The sequence below is a fragment of the Leptospira kemamanensis genome, assembly GCF_004769665.1.
Classification (GTDB): Bacteria; Spirochaetota; Leptospiria; order Leptospirales; family Leptospiraceae; genus Leptospira_A; species Leptospira_A kemamanensis.
This window is the reverse complement of sequence record NZ_RQGG01000005.1, coordinates 1-18,041: the sequence shown is the minus strand read 5'-3', so window position 1 is coordinate 18,041 and position 18,041 is coordinate 1. Positions and strand designations below refer to the sequence as shown.

Below are 18,041 nucleotides of genomic sequence, written 5' to 3'. Positions count from 1 at the left end.
AAAAGATGTGGTAAAGGAAGTGAGCGCGCTTAATCCCTTGTGTGGGGATGAAGTGAAATTGTATTATTTGGAAAATGAAGATGGTTCCCTTCAGATCCAAGCTGTATCTGGAGAATCTTGTTCGATATGTTCTGCTTCAGTAGGTTTTTTATTTCGAAATCAAAACAAATTCAAAAAAGAATTTATTCCTAACTATCTAAAGGAACGTAAAAATTTTTTAGAAGGGATGGAATCTTCCTTGTTTGGTGACAAAGAAGAGTTATCCTTTTTAGAGAGTGTGAAGTTTCACCCTAGTCGTCATCGTTGTGCTCTTTTGCCTTGGCAAACTCTATTAAAAATCATTGAGGTAAATCATGATCCGAGAACCTGAAACTGAAAAAGAATGGGAAGTGTATTATAGCATCCGGTCTGTGGAAGATCCTGAAATTGGAATCTCCCTTGTGGAACTTGGTTTGATTTATGATGTGAAGGTGGAAGGGGAAACAGCGGAAGTAACTATGACATATACATCCCTTGCCTGTCCAGCAGGACCTCAAATGAAACAAGACATTGAAACCCATGCATTACGTGTGGATGGAATCAATGAGGTAGTTGTTCATGTGGTTTGGAATCCAAAATGGGAACCAAGATCGATGGCAAGTGAAGAAGCCAAAATGCAAATGGGGATATTCGATTGAGTTTGTTTCCAAACAGGAGAACCATTTTTCTCCTAATCTCTCTCTGTGTTTTCTCTTTTTATAGATGTGAGAGCATTCAAACCCTTTTAGAATCCAAACAAACAAAAGAAACGGAAACTTCTTTTCCACAAATCCAAGGTTCCTTGGAAAAACGAGATCGCTACGAACTCATTGGTCGAGAATTTATGATCGCTACAGACCATCCACTTGCGTCCCAAGCGGGTGTGGAAGTTTGGAAACAAGGCGGAAATGTAGTGGATGTTTTTAGTGCCGCTAGTTTTGCGATTTCTGTTTTACGTCCTCAGTCCACAGGACTTTTTGGAGGAGGATTTGCAATTGTGTACCTTCCCAAAAAAGGGAAGTGGGCCTATGATTTTAGAGAACGTTCCCCTAAAAAAGGAACTGCTACCTATTTTCTAAATCCTGACGGAACACCGAACACAGGTAAAATCTTAAAAGGTGCGTTTAGTGTTGGGGTTCCTGGAAATGTGCAAGGCATTTTAAAAATCCAAAAACAACATGGAAAACTCAATTTAGCGGATGTAATGGCACCTGCGATGCGTTATGCGAAAAATGGGTTTGCTGTGTATGCAGATCTTGCAAACGTGGTGACAAAAGTTTGGCCCGAGATGAACCCGGAAATGCAAAAAGTGTTTGGCATTGATGACCGGCCCATTCGAGAAGGGGAACTTCTCATCCAAGAAGATTTATTCCAAACCTTACAACGAATTGTCGAAAACGAAGAAAAGGAATGGATTGATGGCGAAACCACCAAACGAGTTTCTTTGTATTACCAAAATTTTGATGAGTTTATTTGTCCAGAAGATTGGAAAGAATACCAAGTCAAACAGATGGATCCATTGGTTTCCAATGTTTGGGGATACCAATTGATGACCATGCCGCCACCGAGTTCTGGAGTTCACTTGGTGACCATGATGCAATTGTATAACGAAATGGCAAAACGGAAGACTTTTCCGAAAGGCAAAGTGGGGGAAGTCATCCAAATCACGGAAGCGATGCGAGTGGCTTACAGAGACCGAGCGGAACTTGGTGGAGATCCAAAGTTTAGCGAAGTTCCTGTTTCCAAACTAATTTCACAGTCCTATATCAATGATGAAGTCTCTGAAATAGAGAAGAAGGTAGTGTCTGGCAATTGGAAACCAATTCCAAAATCTGTTGAACCCAAAGATTCCTATAACACCACTCATATTTCTGTGATGGACAAAGAAGGAAATGCCGTTTCCTCGACTCAGTCCATCAATGGGATCTTTGGTGCTGTGCAGATGGTACCGGGAACTGGCCTTGTTTTAAACAATACGATGGATGATTTTTCGATTGCGCCAGGAGTTCCGAATTTGTATGGACTTGTTGGTTCCAACGCCAATGCAATTGCCCCTGGAAAAACACCTCTTTCCAGTATGAGTCCGACCATTCTTTTGGAAACAAATGGTGCAACGAAATTGGTCATTGGCGCTCCAGGTGGTTCCCAAATTCCAACCTCTATTTTTAATACCTTATACCATTATTTGGTTCAAAAACGAAATTTATATGAGAGTGTTTCTTTTCCGCGGATCCACCACCAATACCTTCCCGATACTTTATTTTTAGATCCTGAATTAAAAGGAACGTTTCCTGAAACAGAACTACCTTTTTATCAAGTCCAATATAGTAGGCACCGTGCGAAGGTTTTCGTAGTGTCGAAGGAAGGGGACAAACTGATTGGAGTTTCTGATCCAAAAGGGGAAGGAGTTCCTTTAGGTTTTTAGCCGATGAAATCAAAATTATTAAAAGCAAAACAAAAAAATTCAACCGTCGCACTCTTTTCAAAAGAATACAGAGATTGTCTACTTAGCGCCAAACATGGGTTAGAGCGTGAAAGCGTTCGAGTGAGCGATAAAGCTCTTTTATCCCAATCTCCTCATCCAAAGGAATTGGGATCGAGTTTGACTCACCCACTGATTAAAACCGATTTTGCTGAATCACAAATTGAATACGCAACAAATATCCATAAAACAATTCCTGATGCGTTGGAAGAACTTACCGAACTTCATAGTTTTACCGTAAAACATCTAAAAAACGAATACCTTTGGCCTTTTAGTATGCCACCAGTACTTCCCCAAGAAAGTAAAATTGAAGTTGGTCAATACGGAACATCCATCGAAGGTAGGAAAAAAACGATTTATCGAAATGGATTAGGTCATCGTTACGGTAAAAAAATGCAAACGATATCAGGAGTTCATTACAATATTTCCTTTGATAGTTGTATGTTGTCTGTGGTATCGGAAAAACGGTTTCAAAAACCACTTTCTAAAGAAACCAAATCACAAATTTATTTTGATACAATTCGTAATTTTTATCGCATTTCACCAGCTTTATTATATCTTTTTGGATCCTCTAGCCTAGCAGATGTTACGTTTATTGATGCTCCTAAGTCTCTAAGGAATCTACAAAAACTAAATTCCAAAACCTTAAACGCACCGTATGCCACTACATTACGATTGTCGAGCATAGGGTATACAAGTAAGGTCCAAGGGAATTACCCGATCTCAGTCAATTCATTAAAAGAATATGCCACAGACATGTGCCAGGTTGTATCGAAATCGTATGCACCTTATAAAAAATTTAATACAAAAGCAACTCACCAGTTAAATGATTTTGTTTTGCAGTTGGAAAACGAATATTACTCGCTTGTGAGACCCAAACAAGTACCAAAAGGTGAGGAACGAGTGGTAGATGCTCTTGTCGAACGAGGGGTTGAATATTTAGAAATTCGCCTTTTGGATTTGGATCCTTTTTCTGCCATTGGTGTAGAAGAAACAAGGCTCTATTTCCTTCACATGGTGCTTTTGTATTGTATGTTGAACGAGTCACCTAGAGCAGATTTGTTGGAAATGGCACAATGGCGAAAAAACCAAGAGGTAACCACTTGGTTTGGTCGAAAACCCGATACCAATGTATTTTTATTTGGTAAAGAAATACATTTGCGAGATATGTTATACCAACTTTTTGTCGAATTACAACCCATTGCGGATCTTTTGGATGAAAATGATGCAACTGGTCCTTTTAGCCGAGCTCTGGAAACACAATGGGAAAAATGGGACGATCCATCGATTCTCGGTGCCACAATGTCGGAATTGGATTTAAAAATTCACAATACCAGTTTTCGTGATTTTGGTTTGGCACTTGCCAAATCCCACAAGGAAGAATTATTACAGAAAAATCTTTCACCCAATCGAATCAAATACTATGAAGATATGAGTGAACAATCCATTTACGAACAAAAAAAGATGGAGACTTTGGAAGGAAGTCATTTGAAAAAAAATCAGAAACCCATCCAAATCAAACCCTTAAAACTTTGTAGTGAGGTTTGAAAGTATGGAACCAAAACCTTTACTTCCTGGTTGGGAAGATTTAGAAATCTCCACCCAAATCATCATTCGGGATGCAAAAAATCGTGGCATCACTGTGGAAGTGATCGATCGGAAAGAAAATTTTTTACGTCTGAAACAAGGAAATCACATCGAATTTGTAAAAGAGGCAAGTAAAACACGGTTAGATAGTTTGATGACTTATCTCGTGATGGAAAATAAAATCGCATCCAAACTCGTGTTAAGTGAAAATGGTGTGCGAGTTCCAGTTGGTCGTGATTATGCAAATAGGGAAGATGCATTAAAGGATTATTCTTTTTTTCAAAAAAGAAAAAAAGTAATCAAACCGGTTACGACAAATTTTGGAATTGGGATTGGGATCTCCAGTCCAAATGATACTTTAGAAAATTTTACTTATTTTGTGAAAGAAGCTTTTTCTTTTAGTAGTTCCATCATCATTGAAGAATTTATTGAAGGTCCTGAGTATCGTTTTTTGGTGTTAGGAGACGAGGTTGTGGCTGTTTGCAATCGCGTACCGGCGAATGTCATTGGGGATGGAGTTCACACAATTGCCGAATTGATATCCGAAAAAAACAAAGATCCGAGAAGGGGGGAAGGTCATATCACTGCCCTCGAAAAAATCCAGATGTCGGAAACAGAACGATTGGTTCTTTCGGGATATGGTTATGATTTTACGACGATACCGAAATTAGGCGAACAAGTGTTTCTTCGAAAAAATTCTAATATTTCAACGGGTGGTGATTCGATTGATGTGACGGATATCGTGCATCCAGAGTTCAAAACCATTGCCTTACATGCGGCAAAAGCAGCGAGTGCAAAGATTTGTGGGATTGATATCATATCCAGTGCCATTACCGAAACACCGAATCCTGAACATTATGCAGTGCTTGAAATCAATTTTAATCCAGTTTTATACATCCACGAGTTTCCGTATTCTGGAACCGCAAGAAACGTGGGAGATAAAATTTTAGATTTATTAGGATTTACTTAAATTTATTTTTTAGATATTCAATGATGTCGAGAGACTCATACATCTTTGTCTCTCCATCCACAAGAAATGGAACTTGGGAAATACCACCTAACCGAATCACTTCTTCTCGGCCAGGGGTTCCGTTCCTAGCCTCTACCAACACATAATCCTTTCCTTCCAAAAGACCAAGTGCCTCGATGGATTGTCTGACTCGGTAACAGTATGGACAAGAATCATATTGGTAGAGACGAAACATTTTTTTATCCTACTTTTTTCTTCAGTTCCCCGGATTGGGCCATTTGGACAGTAATATCATGTCCTCCTACAAATTCTCCATTGATATAGAGCTGTGGAATGGTTGGCCAATTTGTGAATTCTTTGATTCCTTCTCGGATTTTCATATCGGATAAAACGTTAAACGATCCAAAAGGAATTCCTTGTTGTTTGAGTGTTGATACAACACCGGCCGAAAATCCACATTGTGGCATTTCTGGTGTTCCTTTCATAAAAAGAAATACCTTCTCTGATTTGATTAAAGATTCAATTTTATCTTTTAACTCTTGTTCCATGGTCATTCACTCCTAGTTTCCAATGCTAATGCATGGATTTCTTCTTTTAATTCTTCTTTTAAAGTTGCATACACCATTCGGTGTTGTTCGATGAGCCCTTTTCCTGAAAAACCTTTGTAAGTCACAACGGCTTTGATGTGGACCCCGTCGCGGTAAGGATCCAGGATCTCAACTCTACATCCCGGCAAACCTTCTTCAATTTTCTTTTGGATTTCTGGAATCGTCATCCTAAAGTTTCCCTCCCATCCATGAGTTATGGGCTTTGATAAATGCAATGTATTCTTCTGGCACTTCTGGTAAAACAGAATTCTTTACGGATGGCAAAGAAAGTAATGTTTCACTCCAGATTTTTAGTTTTGGAAACGCACTTACCAAATCAAATTGTTTGTCTTTTTGTTTGAGAAATTCTAAACGCATAAAAAAGGGAGCATAAGCCGTATCCACTAAATGCATTGTATCACCTGCAAAGAATAATTTCCCTTGTTTTGGATCAGGTAAAATGGATTCTAAGATTTTGAATTTAGAAAGGATCTCTTCCTTTTTTTTCTCAGAGTCTTTTTCTTCCTTGGACATCGTCCATCCATACTGATCAACGAGTAAGGCACTGGCAAATTCTCCCCAAGCTCGGTGTTTTGCTTTTTGTAATGGGTCTTTTGGATGGAGACTTGGTAAGTTTGTTTCATCTAGGTATTCATTGATGACTGCAGATTCAAAAAGAACTTCTTCACCCACAACTAGAACTGGAACTCTACCGAAGGGAGAAATTTTCAAAAACCAATCCGGTTTGTTTGCCAAGTCGATGTATTTGATTTCGTAATCTACTTTTTTTTCCAAAAGATTGATTACAGACCTTTGGACATAAGGGCAGAGTTTGAAACTAATCAGTGTTGGTTTTGTCATATTACTTAGACTCACGTTTCCGGGGATGACAGATCCATTTCCAAAGCATGTAGGCCTTTTTTGAATTCGGATCCCAGTGCTTCGTATACGGTTCTGTGTTGTTCGACCGTGGATTTTCCTCGGAAAACACTGGAAACCATTTTGATTCGAAAATGCGTTTCTTTGGAATCCTTTGTCATTCCTGGGTGGCCTGCGTGTTCTAAAGAAACATCTTTTACCAAAAGTTCTTTGGGGTGGAAGGTTTCCTGTAACACAGTTTCCATTCTTTGTTTTCTAGTTTGTTTAGTTTCTAATTCCATAACCTATTTTCATTAACCTAACATTGAGTAAAAAGAGTAATACTGATAGAAATAAGATAAACCCAAGCGAAAAAAATAAATTCACGTCTGAGATTCCAATAAATCCAAAACGAAAAAGGTTTACCATATACAAAATTGGATTTAAATAAGAGATGGTTTGCCAAATCTCTGGAAGATTTTTTACCGAATAAAACACTCCACCTAAGTAAGTCAGAGGAGTTAAAATAAAAGTAGGGATGATCGTTACATCATCAAATTTTTTAGCAAATAATGCATTAAAAAATCCACCCAAAGAAAAGAGGATCGCTGTTAAGATTACTGTGACAAAAATAATAAAAGGGTGTTTGAATTGTAAGTTCGTAAAAAATAAAGAAGTGAGAGTCACAAGAATTCCTACAAGCAGTCCTCGGACCACTCCACCAAAGGTATACCCAAGAACAATGGTATAGGGTGAAGTGGGCGAAACCAATAGCTCTTCGATATTTTTTTGAAACTTACTGGAGAAAAAAGAAGATACCACATTATTGTATGAGTTGGTGATCACACTCATCATGATCAGTCCTGGAACGATAAAATCAATATAGGTAAATTCTCCAATTTTTCCTATTTGGCGTCCAACCAGTTCACCAAAAATCAAAAAATATAGTGCCATGGTAATCACAGGTGGGATGAGTGTTTGCACCCAAATGCGAATGATGCGAATCCATTCTCTTCGAACGATGGTTTGTAAGGCGGTTAAATTTTCTTTCCACATAATCAATGTTTCCCTGTGAGTGATAAAAACAGTTCTTCGAGTCGATTTGATTTATTGCGAAGGCTTAGAACTTCCATTTTGAGTTTCGTAAGTTCAGCAAATAGAACGTTCACCGAAGTTTTTTGGTTTAGTTGGACTTCTAAACTATGATCATCAATCCAGATCCAATTGAATATTTTAGAATTGGGTTTGGTTTTATAAGATTTTTTTAAATCGATGATAAAGGTTTCTTTATCGAGTCTTTGGAGGAGTTTTTTCATCGATGTGTTTTCGATGATTTCCCCTTTGTCGATGATGGCTATGTTTTTACAAAGGGATTCCGCTTCTTCTAGGTAATGAGTCGTAAGGATGATGGTTTTTCCTTCTTTGTTTAATTCTTTTAAAAAGTCCCACATCGACCTTCGAATTTCAATGTCCACTCCTGCCGTTGGTTCATCTAAAATCAAAAGTTTGGGGTCGTGAATGAGAGCTCTTGCTATCATAAGCCTACGTTTCATTCCACCGCTGAGAGTTCCAGCAGCCGCCTTACGTTTGTCATATAGGGATAATTTCTCTAAGTAATACTGGACTCGTTCTTTGGCAACTTTAAGAGGCATTCCATAAAAACCGGCTTGGTTAATGAGGATTTGTTCCACAGCTTCAAAGATTCCAAAATTAAATTCTTGGGGAACAATTCCTAAATATGTTTTGGCTAAGTTTGGATTTTCATCGATGTCCACACCAAAGATTTTTACTTTGCCTCCTGTTTTGTTCACAAGGGAACTGAGGATCCCAATGGTGGTGGATTTACCTGCTCCGTTTGGGCCAAGTAGGGCAAAAAAATCGCCTGCTTCCACTTGTAAGTCTATGGAATGAAGTGCCTTAACTCCGTTTTTATAGGTTTTTTGGAGGCCTTCTAATTGGATTGCATATGAAGTCATTTATTTTCCTACCATCTTTCTTGTTAGGTGGTGTGTTGGGTATTTTTTCTGTTTTCTAAGTTCTTGTCGTAATTGTTTTTGAATCTCTTCAGGAAGTTGAACAATTTCCTTACATTCTTCGGAACAACATCCGAGCAATGTTTCTGAACAGGACTCACATTGCACAATGAGAACATGGCAACCTAAATTGGCACAATTGGTGTGACGGTCGGAAGGTTTTCCGCAAGAATAACAAACCGTCAAAACATCTTCTGTGACACGTTCGCCTAATCGGTCATCAAAAACAAAGTTTTTCCCTTTGAATTTGGAAGTAAGTCCATGGTCTGTGACGGCTTTGGCATAATTGATGATACCACCTTGGAGTTGGTGTACTTTTTCAAATCCTTTGTATTTTAAGTAGGCACTTGCTTTTTCACAACGAATTCCACCTGTGCAGTACAATAAAATCTTTTTGTCTTTGTCCTGTTCTAGTAGTTTTTCGACGAGTGGGAGCTCTTCGCGAAAGGTTCCCACATCTGGTAAAATCGCATTTTCAAAATGACCCACTTCTGATTCATAATTATTGCGAAGGTCCACTACGATCACACCTTCTTCTTCCAGTGCTTGGTGAAAGGCAAGGGGAGAAAGATGAGTTCCTACATCCGAGGGATCAAACTGGGTGTCGTCTAAACCATCCGCGACAATTTTTTTTCTTACTTTAATGGCAAGTTTGATAAAACTTTCCTTTTTATCTTCCACGGCATCATTGAAGTAGATATTTTTTAATTCAGGGATAGTATCCACAAACGAACGAAGAGCTTGGTAGTTTTCAATCGGAATCGAAAATTGAGCATTGATGCCTTCGTTTGCTAAATAAATTCTTCCAAGGATTCCTAAATCATCAAAGGTATCATAGAGTCGGTTGCGAAATTCAATTGGGTCTTCAATTTTCACATAACGATAGAAGGAAATCACTCTCCTTTCTCGTTTGTCTTCTAACACTTTTTTTTTCAGTGTTTCTTTATCATATCGATTGAATAAAAATTTTTTCATAGTTTTCCCTCTTTCAGTTTTTGTTCACGAACCTTTCGAAAGGCATTCCTTGTGATTTCGGAAATAGCAGGGTGGATATAAATCATTCCCAAATAATCATCGAGTGTTGCTTTTAAATACATACCCATCAGAATTTGGTGAAGTAAATTTGCGGCTTCTTCTCCGATGATATGGGCACCTAGTAATTGTTCGGTTTCTTTGGAAACGAGGACTTTGACAAAACCAGAATGGGACAGACGAGCCATTCCTGTGGCACTAGAGGAATAGGGATTCACACCTTTGTAATAAGGAATGTTTTCCGATTGTAATTCCTCTTCGGTTTTTCCAACACTTGCAATTTGGGGATAGGTAAAAATGGCTTCCGGCATGGGTGGGTAAAGAATCGGTTTTTGTGATTTTTGTCCAAAGAGGTGTTCAAAAAGATATTCCCCTTCGTAATTAGCACTATGACGAAAAAAATACCGGCCAATTACATCTCCAAATGCATACACACCTGGTTCTGTGGTTTGTAAGGTATCATCCACAAGAATATAACCTTCAGCATTCACTTGGATTTTTGTATTTTCTAGGTGTAACTCTTCTGTATTGGGTTTGATCCCTGTGGCAACTAGCAGTTGTTCTGCTTCCAGGAATACCTCGTTCCCTTCCTTGTTTTTTCCATGAACACGAAATACTTTGTTTTTGTATTCCACGGAGGAAAAGGTAAAATCGGTATGGATTGGGAATGGTAAATGTGCATTTAATTCTTTTTTGATCTCTCCGTCGGCATGTTTTAATACTTCGCCTCGGGTTAAACCTGTTACTTGACATCCATACGCCTGATAGGCGGCACCTAATTCCAGTGAGATGAAGCCTGCACCGAGGATGAGTAGGGATTTGGGAAAAACATCGGGGGAGAGAGCTTCTCTGGAAGTCCAAAACGGGGTATCTTTTAATCCAGGAATGTTTGGAATATAGGGTCTTGTACCTGTAACAACAAAGATATGTTTGGCGGTATAGGTTTCTTCTCCATCGGTTAGAATTTTCGAAGCCTGAAACCAAACTTTTTTTGGATAATAATGAATGTTCGGATTTTTGTCATAGGCGACAGGGATGGAGTTGGAGTCAGATTTGACTGTCGCATTCACTCGTTTGAAAATCGAATTTACATCGAATGTAGGTGCTTCCGCATCATAAATTCCGAATCGTCTGGATTCTTTTCTCAGTCGGAGAAGCTCCGAGGGATAAATGACCATCTTGGAAGGAATACAACCCCGGTTCAGGCAAGTTCCTCCTGGGGTTTCCTTTTCGAACACGGCCACCCGTTTGCCGATTTGGGAAGGCGGAGTCACGAGTTTTGTTCCTGCTCCCGCGCCAATCACCAAGATGTCATATTCTTTCATACTGGTTCCAGACTCCAAACATGCCCAAATCTGTAAATGAAGCTATCTTTGTTTTGGCAATTTTAGAAATCGTTAGTTTTGAAAAATGGGCCAAAAACTTTATGGAACGGGAATTTCGCCCTCCACAAAAGGGTTTTTCACCTTCTGGATTCGTTCTACCAGTTCGTTTTTCCGAATTTCAAAGGTATCGGGAGGGTCAAGTTTGTGCCAGGATTGGTAAAGTTCGCGTTTCCCATCTGGGATGGGAATTTGGTAACGCCATTCCATATAAAAATAGATGCGAGCAATGTCCCCGCGAATCTCTGGTTTTGGTTCGGCGATTGATTTTTGGAAATTCACTTCGAAGTCACAATCACCATAAAGTCTAACTTCCCCTTCGATTTCACCAAAAGGAAAGATGCCTCGGTCAGCATTGATTTCCCCAGGAACAGGTACGATATTATGTAAGTCTGCCTCGATCAAATTGAACTCGGGGTCTGTTGCCGTACAACATTTACGCCCTTTCCATAATTTCCCATTCACTTCACAATTGGGTTTGGTCCAACACTCCCTGTTTTTACCAAAACTATGCGCGGGAACTATATGTTCCCATTCAATCCATGTTTGGCGTTTTCCATCTTTTCTTGCTTCCAAACCGCATGAGCTATGATCGATTTTGAAACGACCAAGTTCTTCCTCATCTTTTTCAAAACGACAACCACAATAAAAATCTTTTCCAACTTGTTTGTAAAAACGTTTTAACACGCGTTTGGCTTTTTGGAAGTCAGTGATTCTATTTTTACTACTAGTTTCTGCTTCATTCGATTCAGAAAAAAGTACATAACCAAACCCAAATACCAAGATGAGTAGAAATAAAATGGAAATTCGTTTCAATGGTTTATGAGAGAAACTTAATAGACTAATGGTAAGATATACAATCCAATATTACAAAGAAATGCGAGTGTCCATGTGGTAGAACGTGCAAAGGAAAAATCAGCAATGTACAGGTAAATGTATAAAAAACGTAAGGAAACAAAACTGAGTGCGAGGATTTCAGCGAAATAAAAATCTACTTCAATGATTAAATTGAGAAGGATTGCAATCGCAAATATAGGGAATGCTTCAAATCCATTTTGGTGAGCGGCGACTGCCCTTGCGCCCCAACCCGTTAGTTTGGATTGTTGCATACGTGGATGATGGTTGTCGTATCCTTTTCCTTCGCGGGACATTGCAACAGCAACAACAGCCTTAGCTAAATAAATTTGAAATATGGAAAGGAGAAGGCAGATGATAAGAATTGTCATTTGACTAAAAGTAAAAGGGCGATTCCCTTTTGTAAAATGAAAATTTTACCAATGATCTCTCAGTTTACGTAAGATTAAAAATATAGAACGATCATCTGTGACCGTTTCTCCCATTTCTGTTAGTCGGTCTCTTATGGATTCTGATTCACGACGAAAAAAGGGGCTTAATTTTTTTTCAAGTCCGATGGTTGAAATGAAATGAGAGGTAAGTGTTTTTTGAAACAATTCTCTCTCTTCGTGAATGGGTTCAATATGTTTAGAAAAGGCCAGATTATTCTCCCAATAATCGTGGCCAGGATACAGAATACAAGAATCGGGAAGTGTGGCATAACGATTTTCAATCGTTTCATACAAAGTATTCGGATCCCCACCTCGAAAACAATTTCCAACTCCTACATTGAATAAGGTATCTCCTGAAAAAATACCTAACACGGTTTTTGGATTTCGATGTACAAAACTCAAATGTGAAAAGGTATGTCCGGGAGTATCCCAAACCTCGATACTTTCTCCTTCTACGGAAAAACAAATTTCACCTTCTTCTAAGCTTTTGTCTAGGCCTGGTATTTTTCCTTTTGCATTCTTGTGTCCATACACAAGGCATTTCGTTTCTTCTTTTAATTCTAAATTTCCTTGAGTATGGTCTCCATGCTCATGCGTATTGAGTATCCCTTCTAATTTTAAACCTAATTTGCGAATCTGATTGAGTAGGAGTGGTGCATTATATGGATCCACACAATACACTTCACCGGTTCTATGGGAGAAAATAAGATAACTATAATTGCGAAGGGGAGAGTTCGTGAAAATGGGAAGGACTTCAATCATTAGGATTCCATCCTTCCCATTTTTTAATAGAGGATTCTTGTTCGAATCGAATGTTTGTGAGCTTTGATTTTATTTTTTAATTCATCACCCAAGTTTTTGTCGATTTCCATGCTTAAGTAACCAATGTTAGCTGATGTGCTTAAGTTTTGTGTGAGGATATTTCCACCCATATCAGAAATGATGGAGTTGATATCCCTTAGGAAACCTGGTTGGTTTTGGTGGATGTTTAAAATACGGTGGTATCCCGATTTCAAACTACCAAGTTCAATGTTGGGAAAGTTCACGGAGAATGTAGTTGATCCATTATTGATGAATTTTAACAGTTTTTCAGCTACTTCAGTTCCAATGTTTTTTTGTGCTTCTTCCGTAGAACCACCGATATGCGGAGTGAGGATCACGTTTGGAAGTCCTTGGAGTGCACTTACAAAAGGATCATCATTTGATTTTGGTTCTTCCGGGAATACGTCCACACCAGCACCAGCAATTTTACCTGATTTGATCCCTTCTACAATGGCATCAATTTCAAGTACCTTTCCACGAGATAAATTCAAAACATAAGATCCGTTTTTAAGCAGAGGCAAATGTTCTTTACGGAAAAGGTTTTTGGTTTCTTCTGTTTCAGGAACATGAAAGGAGATAAAGTCAGACTGTCTTAGTAAGTCTTCGTAACTTGGTGCTGCTGTTGCATTGCCAAGAGGAAGTTTGGAGATAATGTCATAAAACACCACTCGCATTCCCATTGATTCCGCAAGAACTGAAACTTGGGTTCCTATGTGGCCATAACCGATGATCCCGAGCGTTTTACCGCGAACTTCAAAACATCCTTTGGCAATTTTATTCCATTTGCCAAGGTGGACATCTCTGGATTGGTCAGACGCTTTTCTTGCGAGCATAATGATCTCAGCAATGACAAGTTCTGCGACAGACCTTGTGTTGCTATAGGGGGCATTGAAAACAGGAACGGCTTTTTTCTCCGCTTCTTCCAATTCAACTTGGTTGGTTCCAATACAGAAACAGCCGATGGTCATTAATTTTTTCGCATGTTCCAGTGCCTTTTTGGAGACATTGGTTTTGCTACGAATGCCTAAAACATGTACATCTGCGATTTTTGCAACGAGTTCTTCTTCTTCCATTGCATCTTTCACGAGAGTCACATCAAAACCATCTCGGTGGAAAAGTTCGTATGCATCCTTGTGGATGTTTTCCAGAAGTAGGACTTTTATTTTTCCTTTGGGATAAGATACCATAGGAACAGGATTTTTTCCTTTGCCAAACCTTGCATCTCGAAAAAGGTTGGGTGTATCATGGAAAGAATCTTCTCATTGACCCGAATTTCCTCCATTTTCCTCCTTTTTTTGGTCCTAGTTTCCTGTTCGGGAACAAAGGCCTTTGTGGTGACTCCAGAACCGACTTTAGAGCAACAAACTGCGATTTCTAAAGACATCTGTATGCAAAAATACCTATGGGTATTTTCAGGAAAAAAGCCTTGTGTGTATTTCAAAGCGGAACGAGATAATGGCACGGGAGCCGTAACTTATTTTCTCATGTATGAAATTGGAACGTTTGATGTAGATATCCCAATTGGAGTCTCTTTAAAGTTAGGTGAGACGTGGTACAACCTCAAAAAAACAAACACAGATTATTCCGATACAATCGTTGTGACTTCGGCTCTCACACAAGAGATTTTGCCTAAGATTGGCGAAAACCAAAATATCACCATCAGTTATACCAACAGAAGGGAAACCATCAATTACCAATTGACGGCAAGCCAAACTTCTAGTTTCCAAACGAATTTGTCAAAACTGATCCGAGTGATCGAATCAGAACCAAAACTCAATATTAACAAACGTTAATTGGGCAGTGTTTTTTTCGAATATCGCGGAATTTCGATTCCTCGGTGTTCGTAAAAAAGCTAGAATAGAAAGCCTTATGTTAAGTGACTCTTTGCATTGAATATCCAAAAAAAACCTCTCCAAAATCGATTGATCAGGAGAGGTTTTTTTATACCTATCATCGTTTGAGAGGTTTCAATCAGGTGTGGCTTTATTCTGGCCTCATGAGAGGGAATAAAATTGTATCCCTGATAGAATGAGAGTCAGTCAGTAACATCACCAAGCGATCGATTCCAATTCCAAGTCCACCGGTAGGAGGAAGCCCATATTCGAGTGCACGAATGTAATCATCATCCATCATAAAGGCTTCGTCGTCCCCAGCTTCCCTTTGTTTCACTTGTTCTTCAAAACGTTCTCTTTGGTCAAAAGGATCGTTTAACTCCGTAAAAGCGTTTCCAATCTCTCTACCGGCAACATAAGGTTCAAAACGTTCCACATATTTTGGATCGTCTTCTCTTGATTTGGCGAGTGGGGAGAGTTCCTTCGGAAAATCTGTGATAAAGATCGGTTGGATGAGGTGAGGTTCCACAAGAGAACTAAACACGTCATCACATACTTTCCATATGGAAACGGAATCAGAAGAATCAACACCTTTGGATTTCGCTTTTTCGATTGCTTCTTTTACATCCACAATTTGGCTAAAATCAATTCCTGAATATTCCTTGATGATATCAATGTATTTGACTCGCTTCCAAGGAGGAGTGAGGTCTATTTGGTCTTTTCCATAAGCAAATTTTAAACCTTTTCCAATGGATTGGGCCACAGAAACAATCATCCTTTCTGTAAGAGACAACATAGTTTCCATGTCACCAAACGCCATATAGGCTTCCATCATGGTAAATTCAGGGTTGTGTTTGGTGGAAATTCCTTCATTTCGAAAGTTTCTGTTGAGTTCAAACACTCGGTCCATTCCACCTACAATGAGGCGTTTCAGATAAAGTTCTGGTGCGATGCGGAGGAATAATTCCATATCGAGAGTGTTGTGGTGAGTGACAAACGGTCTTGCCGCTGCTCCTCCAGCAATGGGTTGCATCATTGGAGTTTCCACTTCCAAAAATCCTTCGTTCGTTAAAAACTTTCGGATTTCCGAAATGATACGAGAACGCATCTTGAACGTTTCGCGTACGTTTTCATTCACAACAAGGTCCACATAACGCATTCGATATCGTTGTTCTACATCGGAAAACGCATCGTAAACTACACCGTCTTTTTCTTTTACAACGGGAAGAGGGCGGATACATTTTGCAAGTAGTTGAACGTTTGTTAAGTGAAGTGTGGTTTCCCCTTTTTGCGTTTGGAAAAGCCAACCTTCGATTCCAATCCAATCACCTAGGTCCAGGGATTTGAAAAGGGAATAGTTTTCTTCACCAAGGTCATCCCGAGTTGCATACAATTGGATGAGACCTTCTGCATCTTTTAAATGAGCAAAACTAGCTTTTCCCATCACACGTTTTGCATGCAAACGTCCTCCTAATTTGAAGGATTTTTTTTCCGTGTTGTTTGGATCAAAGGAATCGAGTAAAGATTTGGAATTTGCATCTGGAAAAAAACGGAGTGGGTAAGGGTTGATCCCTTTTGTTTTCAAATCGTTTATTTTTTGAATTCGTTGTTCGATGAGTTCGTTTGAATCTTTAATTTCATCCATGTTAAAGGATACCTCTAATGTAAGAATAAATATAACGTACGAATTCGATTGAAATTTCTTTTACACCCGATTCCGACAAAAACCAATTGGATCGAGAAATTTCAGAGGGAAAACTGTACGCTGTGACCTTCACGGGCAAACTGGTGAGTGTTTTTTTGTAAATATTCAGAACACGTCGTTTTTCAAACTCACGTGTCAGAAGCAAAATTGACCCTAAGTTGTCAGAAACAGCTATTTTTAATAGGTTTTTGGATGCCTCGTCTGTGTCACCCATTTTGGATAGGGGAATCAAAACCGTCACCATTTGAGCACTTGGAATTCCATTGGAAATCAGGATTTCTTTGGTTTTTTGATCCATCTCAAAGGGCCCAATCAATTGGTTTTGAGTTTTGTCTTCCTTGCTAACAAGAATTAGTTTTTTGAAATCTGATTTTGCATACAGTGTGGATATTGCTTTCAGTTGCTTTTTGGTGGGGAGGGTATCTGTGATTTCGAGAACCGCAACATCTGATTTTTGATAAGGTGCGTCAGTTGCCAACCAATAGGGACTAGAAAATAACAATCCTAACGAAATGAAGACAGGTGATAAGAACCCTAAAAAGAGTAATTTGAAACGAAAGGTTAAATCGGAAACTTGCATACTGATGACCCCTACAACCTACTGAAAACTAAGGGCAAGTGACAAGAGAAAATTCATCTCCTTGACGAAAGAACCCGTTTTCCTAACCTGTCCTACATACACACCCGCTCGGATGGTGGAATTGGTAGACACGCTACTTTGAGGTGGTAGTGCCGCAAGGTGTGGGGGTTCGAGTCCCCCTTCGAGCAGTAGGTATCACCTTCCCACACAAAACCCTCACCCATTCCCCCCGTCAAAACTTCCCTCAATTCAGGGACAAATCTAACATTCCCCAAAAAGCTAATCTCATTTAAGTAAAGTTGTGACCATTTAGGACTTACAAACCCATAGCTTCTAAATGACTGCTTTAATAAATTATTCCTAGCTTCGGCTCCGTTACTAGAAACTCCTTCTTTTGTTACCCACCTCTCTCTACTCATATTGTATCTATGGTCATTACTTCTTTTAGAATGATTAACCATTTTATGATTAGGTCTGTCCCAAATAAACGTATAACCTTCGTCAGTGTATAACTTTACGTTCTTAGGTATTTTATCATCTAAGTCCTTCTCTAAGTATTCCTGATTATTTAATGGAATAGATTTATAAAAGGACATACCTCCATTAATACCAACTGTATGTACTAACGTCCCTTTCTGATCCCCTCCCAAACTATTACTCAAATATATAGAAGCTGTTCCAGTTTTGTATCTTCTAGACCTGAATTTATTGGCTCTTAATGAACTACTATATAATACTACTGAATCTGCTACTGCTACAGACTCATTATCATTTTTGAGATTATCAAATAACTGCTTTTGTAGACCTTCATTTAATAATGTAAAAATTATTTGTAACTTTTTCTTTAGAAAGTAACTGCTCTTATAT

21 protein-coding genes and 1 tRNA gene are annotated in these 18,041 nt (G+C 38.9%); 7 read left to right on the top strand and 15 right to left on the bottom strand.

Annotated features, from left to right (window positions below):
• The first annotated feature begins 19 nt into the window (after nucleotides 1-19).
• The 5 genes from EHQ59_RS00595 to gshAB are packed head-to-tail and all read left to right on the top strand — an operon-like array spanning nucleotide 20 to nucleotide 5,057.
• Nucleotides 20-370, top strand: a complete 351-nt coding sequence (locus EHQ59_RS00595) for an iron-sulfur cluster assembly scaffold protein (RefSeq protein ID WP_244245305.1) — start codon at nucleotides 20-22, stop codon at nucleotides 368-370.
• Entirely contained in the window at nucleotides 354-677 is a 324-nt protein-coding gene (locus EHQ59_RS00590) for a metal-sulfur cluster assembly factor (protein WP_135617247.1), read from the top strand. The genes EHQ59_RS00595 and EHQ59_RS00590 overlap by 17 nt, the downstream gene beginning before the upstream one ends.
• A complete protein-coding gene (ggt, locus tag EHQ59_RS00585; protein WP_135617246.1) occupies nucleotides 674-2,443 on the top strand; it encodes a gamma-glutamyltransferase in 1,770 nt (589 codons plus the stop codon). The genes EHQ59_RS00590 and ggt overlap by 4 nt, the downstream gene beginning before the upstream one ends.
• A gap of 3 nt (nucleotides 2,444-2,446) precedes the next feature.
• Nucleotides 2,447-4,048, top strand: a complete 1,602-nt coding sequence (gene gshA, locus EHQ59_RS00580; protein ID WP_135617245.1) for a glutamate--cysteine ligase — start codon at nucleotides 2,447-2,449, stop codon at nucleotides 4,046-4,048.
• Between the two features lie 4 nt (nucleotides 4,049-4,052).
• Nucleotides 4,053-5,057 carry a bifunctional glutamate--cysteine ligase GshA/glutathione synthetase GshB gene (gene gshAB / locus EHQ59_RS00575; RefSeq protein WP_135617244.1) on the top strand — a complete coding sequence of 335 codons (1,005 nt, stop codon included), beginning with the start codon at nucleotides 4,053-4,055 and terminating at the stop codon, nucleotides 5,055-5,057.
• Here the strand turns inward: gshAB and EHQ59_RS00570 are convergent.
• From EHQ59_RS00570 to serA, 13 genes are all read right to left on the bottom strand, one after another.
• Nucleotides 5,050-5,292, bottom strand: a complete 243-nt coding sequence (locus EHQ59_RS00570) for a glutathione S-transferase N-terminal domain-containing protein (protein WP_135617243.1) — start codon at nucleotides 5,290-5,292, stop codon at nucleotides 5,050-5,052. The two genes, gshAB and EHQ59_RS00570, sit on opposite strands and share 8 nt — an antisense overlap.
• Before the next feature lie 4 nt (nucleotides 5,293-5,296).
• Entirely contained in the window at nucleotides 5,297-5,605 is a 309-nt protein-coding gene (grxD, locus tag EHQ59_RS00565; RefSeq protein ID WP_135617242.1) for a Grx4 family monothiol glutaredoxin, read from the bottom strand.
• A 2-nt stretch (nucleotides 5,606-5,607) separates the two neighbouring features.
• A complete protein-coding gene (locus EHQ59_RS00560) occupies nucleotides 5,608-5,832 on the bottom strand; it encodes a BolA/IbaG family iron-sulfur metabolism protein (protein WP_135617241.1) in 225 nt (74 codons plus the stop codon).
• 1 nt (nucleotide 5,833) lies between these two features.
• Nucleotides 5,834-6,505, bottom strand: a complete 672-nt coding sequence (locus EHQ59_RS00555) for a glutathione S-transferase family protein (protein ID WP_135617240.1) — start codon at nucleotides 6,503-6,505, stop codon at nucleotides 5,834-5,836.
• A gap of 11 nt (nucleotides 6,506-6,516) precedes the next feature.
• Nucleotides 6,517-6,804, bottom strand: a complete 288-nt coding sequence (locus tag EHQ59_RS00550) for a BolA family protein (RefSeq protein WP_244245303.1) — start codon at nucleotides 6,802-6,804, stop codon at nucleotides 6,517-6,519.
• Nucleotides 6,788-7,558 carry an ABC transporter permease gene (locus EHQ59_RS00545; RefSeq protein ID WP_135617239.1) on the bottom strand — a complete coding sequence of 257 codons (771 nt, stop codon included), beginning with the start codon at nucleotides 7,556-7,558 and terminating at the stop codon, nucleotides 6,788-6,790. Before EHQ59_RS00545 ends, EHQ59_RS00550 begins: the two co-directional genes overlap by 17 nt.
• 2 nt (nucleotides 7,559-7,560) lie before the next feature.
• A complete protein-coding gene (locus EHQ59_RS00540; protein ID WP_135617238.1) occupies nucleotides 7,561-8,478 on the bottom strand; it encodes an ABC transporter ATP-binding protein in 918 nt (305 codons plus the stop codon).
• Nucleotides 8,479-9,510 carry an oxygen-dependent tRNA uridine(34) hydroxylase TrhO gene (gene trhO, locus EHQ59_RS00535; RefSeq protein ID WP_135617237.1) on the bottom strand — a complete coding sequence of 344 codons (1,032 nt, stop codon included), beginning with the start codon at nucleotides 9,508-9,510 and terminating at the stop codon, nucleotides 8,479-8,481. It lies immediately after the preceding gene.
• Nucleotides 9,507-10,892 (bottom strand): dihydrolipoyl dehydrogenase, encoded by a 1,386-nt coding sequence (locus EHQ59_RS00530; protein ID WP_135617236.1) that lies wholly within the window; start codon nucleotides 10,890-10,892, stop codon nucleotides 9,507-9,509. Before EHQ59_RS00530 ends, trhO begins: the two co-directional genes overlap by 4 nt.
• Nucleotides 10,893-10,991: 99 nt before the next feature.
• Complete coding sequence (locus tag EHQ59_RS00525) at nucleotides 10,992-11,765, bottom strand: endonuclease (protein ID WP_135617235.1); 774 nt, start codon at nucleotides 11,763-11,765, stop codon at nucleotides 10,992-10,994.
• 17 nt (nucleotides 11,766-11,782) lie between these two features.
• Nucleotides 11,783-12,175 (bottom strand): MAPEG family protein, encoded by a 393-nt coding sequence (locus EHQ59_RS00520; protein WP_135617234.1) that lies wholly within the window; start codon nucleotides 12,173-12,175, stop codon nucleotides 11,783-11,785.
• A gap of 45 nt (nucleotides 12,176-12,220) precedes the next feature.
• The gene (locus EHQ59_RS00515; protein ID WP_135617233.1) at nucleotides 12,221-12,997 is read right to left on the bottom strand and encodes an MBL fold metallo-hydrolase; all 777 of its coding nucleotides are present in this window, start codon (nucleotides 12,995-12,997) and stop codon (nucleotides 12,221-12,223) included.
• Between the two features lie 23 nt (nucleotides 12,998-13,020).
• Nucleotides 13,021-14,244 carry a phosphoglycerate dehydrogenase gene (gene serA / locus EHQ59_RS00510; protein ID WP_135617232.1) on the bottom strand — a complete coding sequence of 408 codons (1,224 nt, stop codon included), beginning with the start codon at nucleotides 14,242-14,244 and terminating at the stop codon, nucleotides 13,021-13,023.
• 201 nt (nucleotides 14,245-14,445) lie between these two features.
• On the opposite strand from serA, the gene EHQ59_RS00505 reads away from it, so the two are divergent.
• Nucleotides 14,446-14,850, top strand: a complete 405-nt coding sequence (locus tag EHQ59_RS00505) for a hypothetical protein (RefSeq protein WP_244245302.1) — start codon at nucleotides 14,446-14,448, stop codon at nucleotides 14,848-14,850.
• 190 nt (nucleotides 14,851-15,040) lie between these two features.
• Here EHQ59_RS00505 and lysS read toward each other — a convergent pair whose 3' ends face one another.
• The gene (gene lysS, locus EHQ59_RS00500) at nucleotides 15,041-16,525 is read right to left on the bottom strand and encodes a lysine--tRNA ligase (protein ID WP_208652301.1); all 1,485 of its coding nucleotides are present in this window, start codon (nucleotides 16,523-16,525) and stop codon (nucleotides 15,041-15,043) included.
• A gap of 10 nt (nucleotides 16,526-16,535) precedes the next feature.
• Nucleotides 16,536-17,174: a hypothetical protein gene (locus EHQ59_RS00495; protein ID WP_135617229.1), complete on the bottom strand. Its 639-nt coding sequence runs from the start codon at nucleotides 17,172-17,174 to the stop codon at nucleotides 16,536-16,538.
• A gap of 106 nt (nucleotides 17,175-17,280) precedes the next feature.
• Here EHQ59_RS00495 and EHQ59_RS00490 point away from each other — a divergent pair.
• A tRNA-Leu gene (locus tag EHQ59_RS00490) sits at nucleotides 17,281-17,362 on the top strand.
• Nucleotides 17,363-18,041 lie beyond the last annotated feature (679 nt).

Coding starts and splice junctions, on each gene's coding strand:
- EHQ59_RS00520 (WP_135617234.1), bottom strand. CDS start 12,175: ATGACAATTCTTATCATCTGCCTTCTCCTTTCCATATTTCAAATTTAT.
- trhO (WP_135617237.1), bottom strand. CDS start 9,510: ATGAAAAAATTTTTATTCAATCGATATGATAAAGAAACACTGAAAAAA.
- EHQ59_RS00555 (WP_135617240.1), bottom strand. CDS start 6,505: ATGACAAAACCAACACTGATTAGTTTCAAACTCTGCCCTTATGTCCAA.
- EHQ59_RS00545 (WP_135617239.1), bottom strand. CDS start 7,558: ATGTGGAAAGAAAATTTAACCGCCTTACAAACCATCGTTCGAAGAGAA.
- EHQ59_RS00540 (WP_135617238.1), bottom strand. CDS start 8,478: ATGACTTCATATGCAATCCAATTAGAAGGCCTCCAAAAAACCTATAAA.
- gshAB (WP_135617244.1), top strand. CDS start 4,053: ATGGAACCAAAACCTTTACTTCCTGGTTGGGAAGATTTAGAAATCTCC.
- EHQ59_RS00590 (WP_135617247.1), top strand. CDS start 354: ATGATCCGAGAACCTGAAACTGAAAAAGAATGGGAAGTGTATTATAGC.
- grxD (WP_135617242.1), bottom strand. CDS start 5,605: ATGGAACAAGAGTTAAAAGATAAAATTGAATCTTTAATCAAATCAGAG.
- EHQ59_RS00495 (WP_135617229.1), bottom strand. CDS start 17,174: ATGCAAGTTTCCGATTTAACCTTTCGTTTCAAATTACTCTTTTTAGGG.
- EHQ59_RS00515 (WP_135617233.1), bottom strand. CDS start 12,997: ATGATTGAAGTCCTTCCCATTTTCACGAACTCTCCCCTTCGCAATTAT.
- EHQ59_RS00570 (WP_135617243.1), bottom strand. CDS start 5,292: ATGTTTCGTCTCTACCAATATGATTCTTGTCCATACTGTTACCGAGTC.
- gshA (WP_135617245.1), top strand. CDS start 2,447: ATGAAATCAAAATTATTAAAAGCAAAACAAAAAAATTCAACCGTCGCA.
- EHQ59_RS00550 (WP_244245303.1), bottom strand. CDS start 6,804: ATGGAATTAGAAACTAAACAAACTAGAAAACAAAGAATGGAAACTGTG.
- serA (WP_135617232.1), bottom strand. CDS start 14,244: ATGGTATCTTATCCCAAAGGAAAAATAAAAGTCCTACTTCTGGAAAAC.
- EHQ59_RS00530 (WP_135617236.1), bottom strand. CDS start 10,892: ATGAAAGAATATGACATCTTGGTGATTGGCGCGGGAGCAGGAACAAAA.
- EHQ59_RS00505 (WP_244245302.1), top strand. CDS start 14,446: ATGCAAAAATACCTATGGGTATTTTCAGGAAAAAAGCCTTGTGTGTAT.
- EHQ59_RS00560 (WP_135617241.1), bottom strand. CDS start 5,832: ATGACGATTCCAGAAATCCAAAAGAAAATTGAAGAAGGTTTGCCGGGA.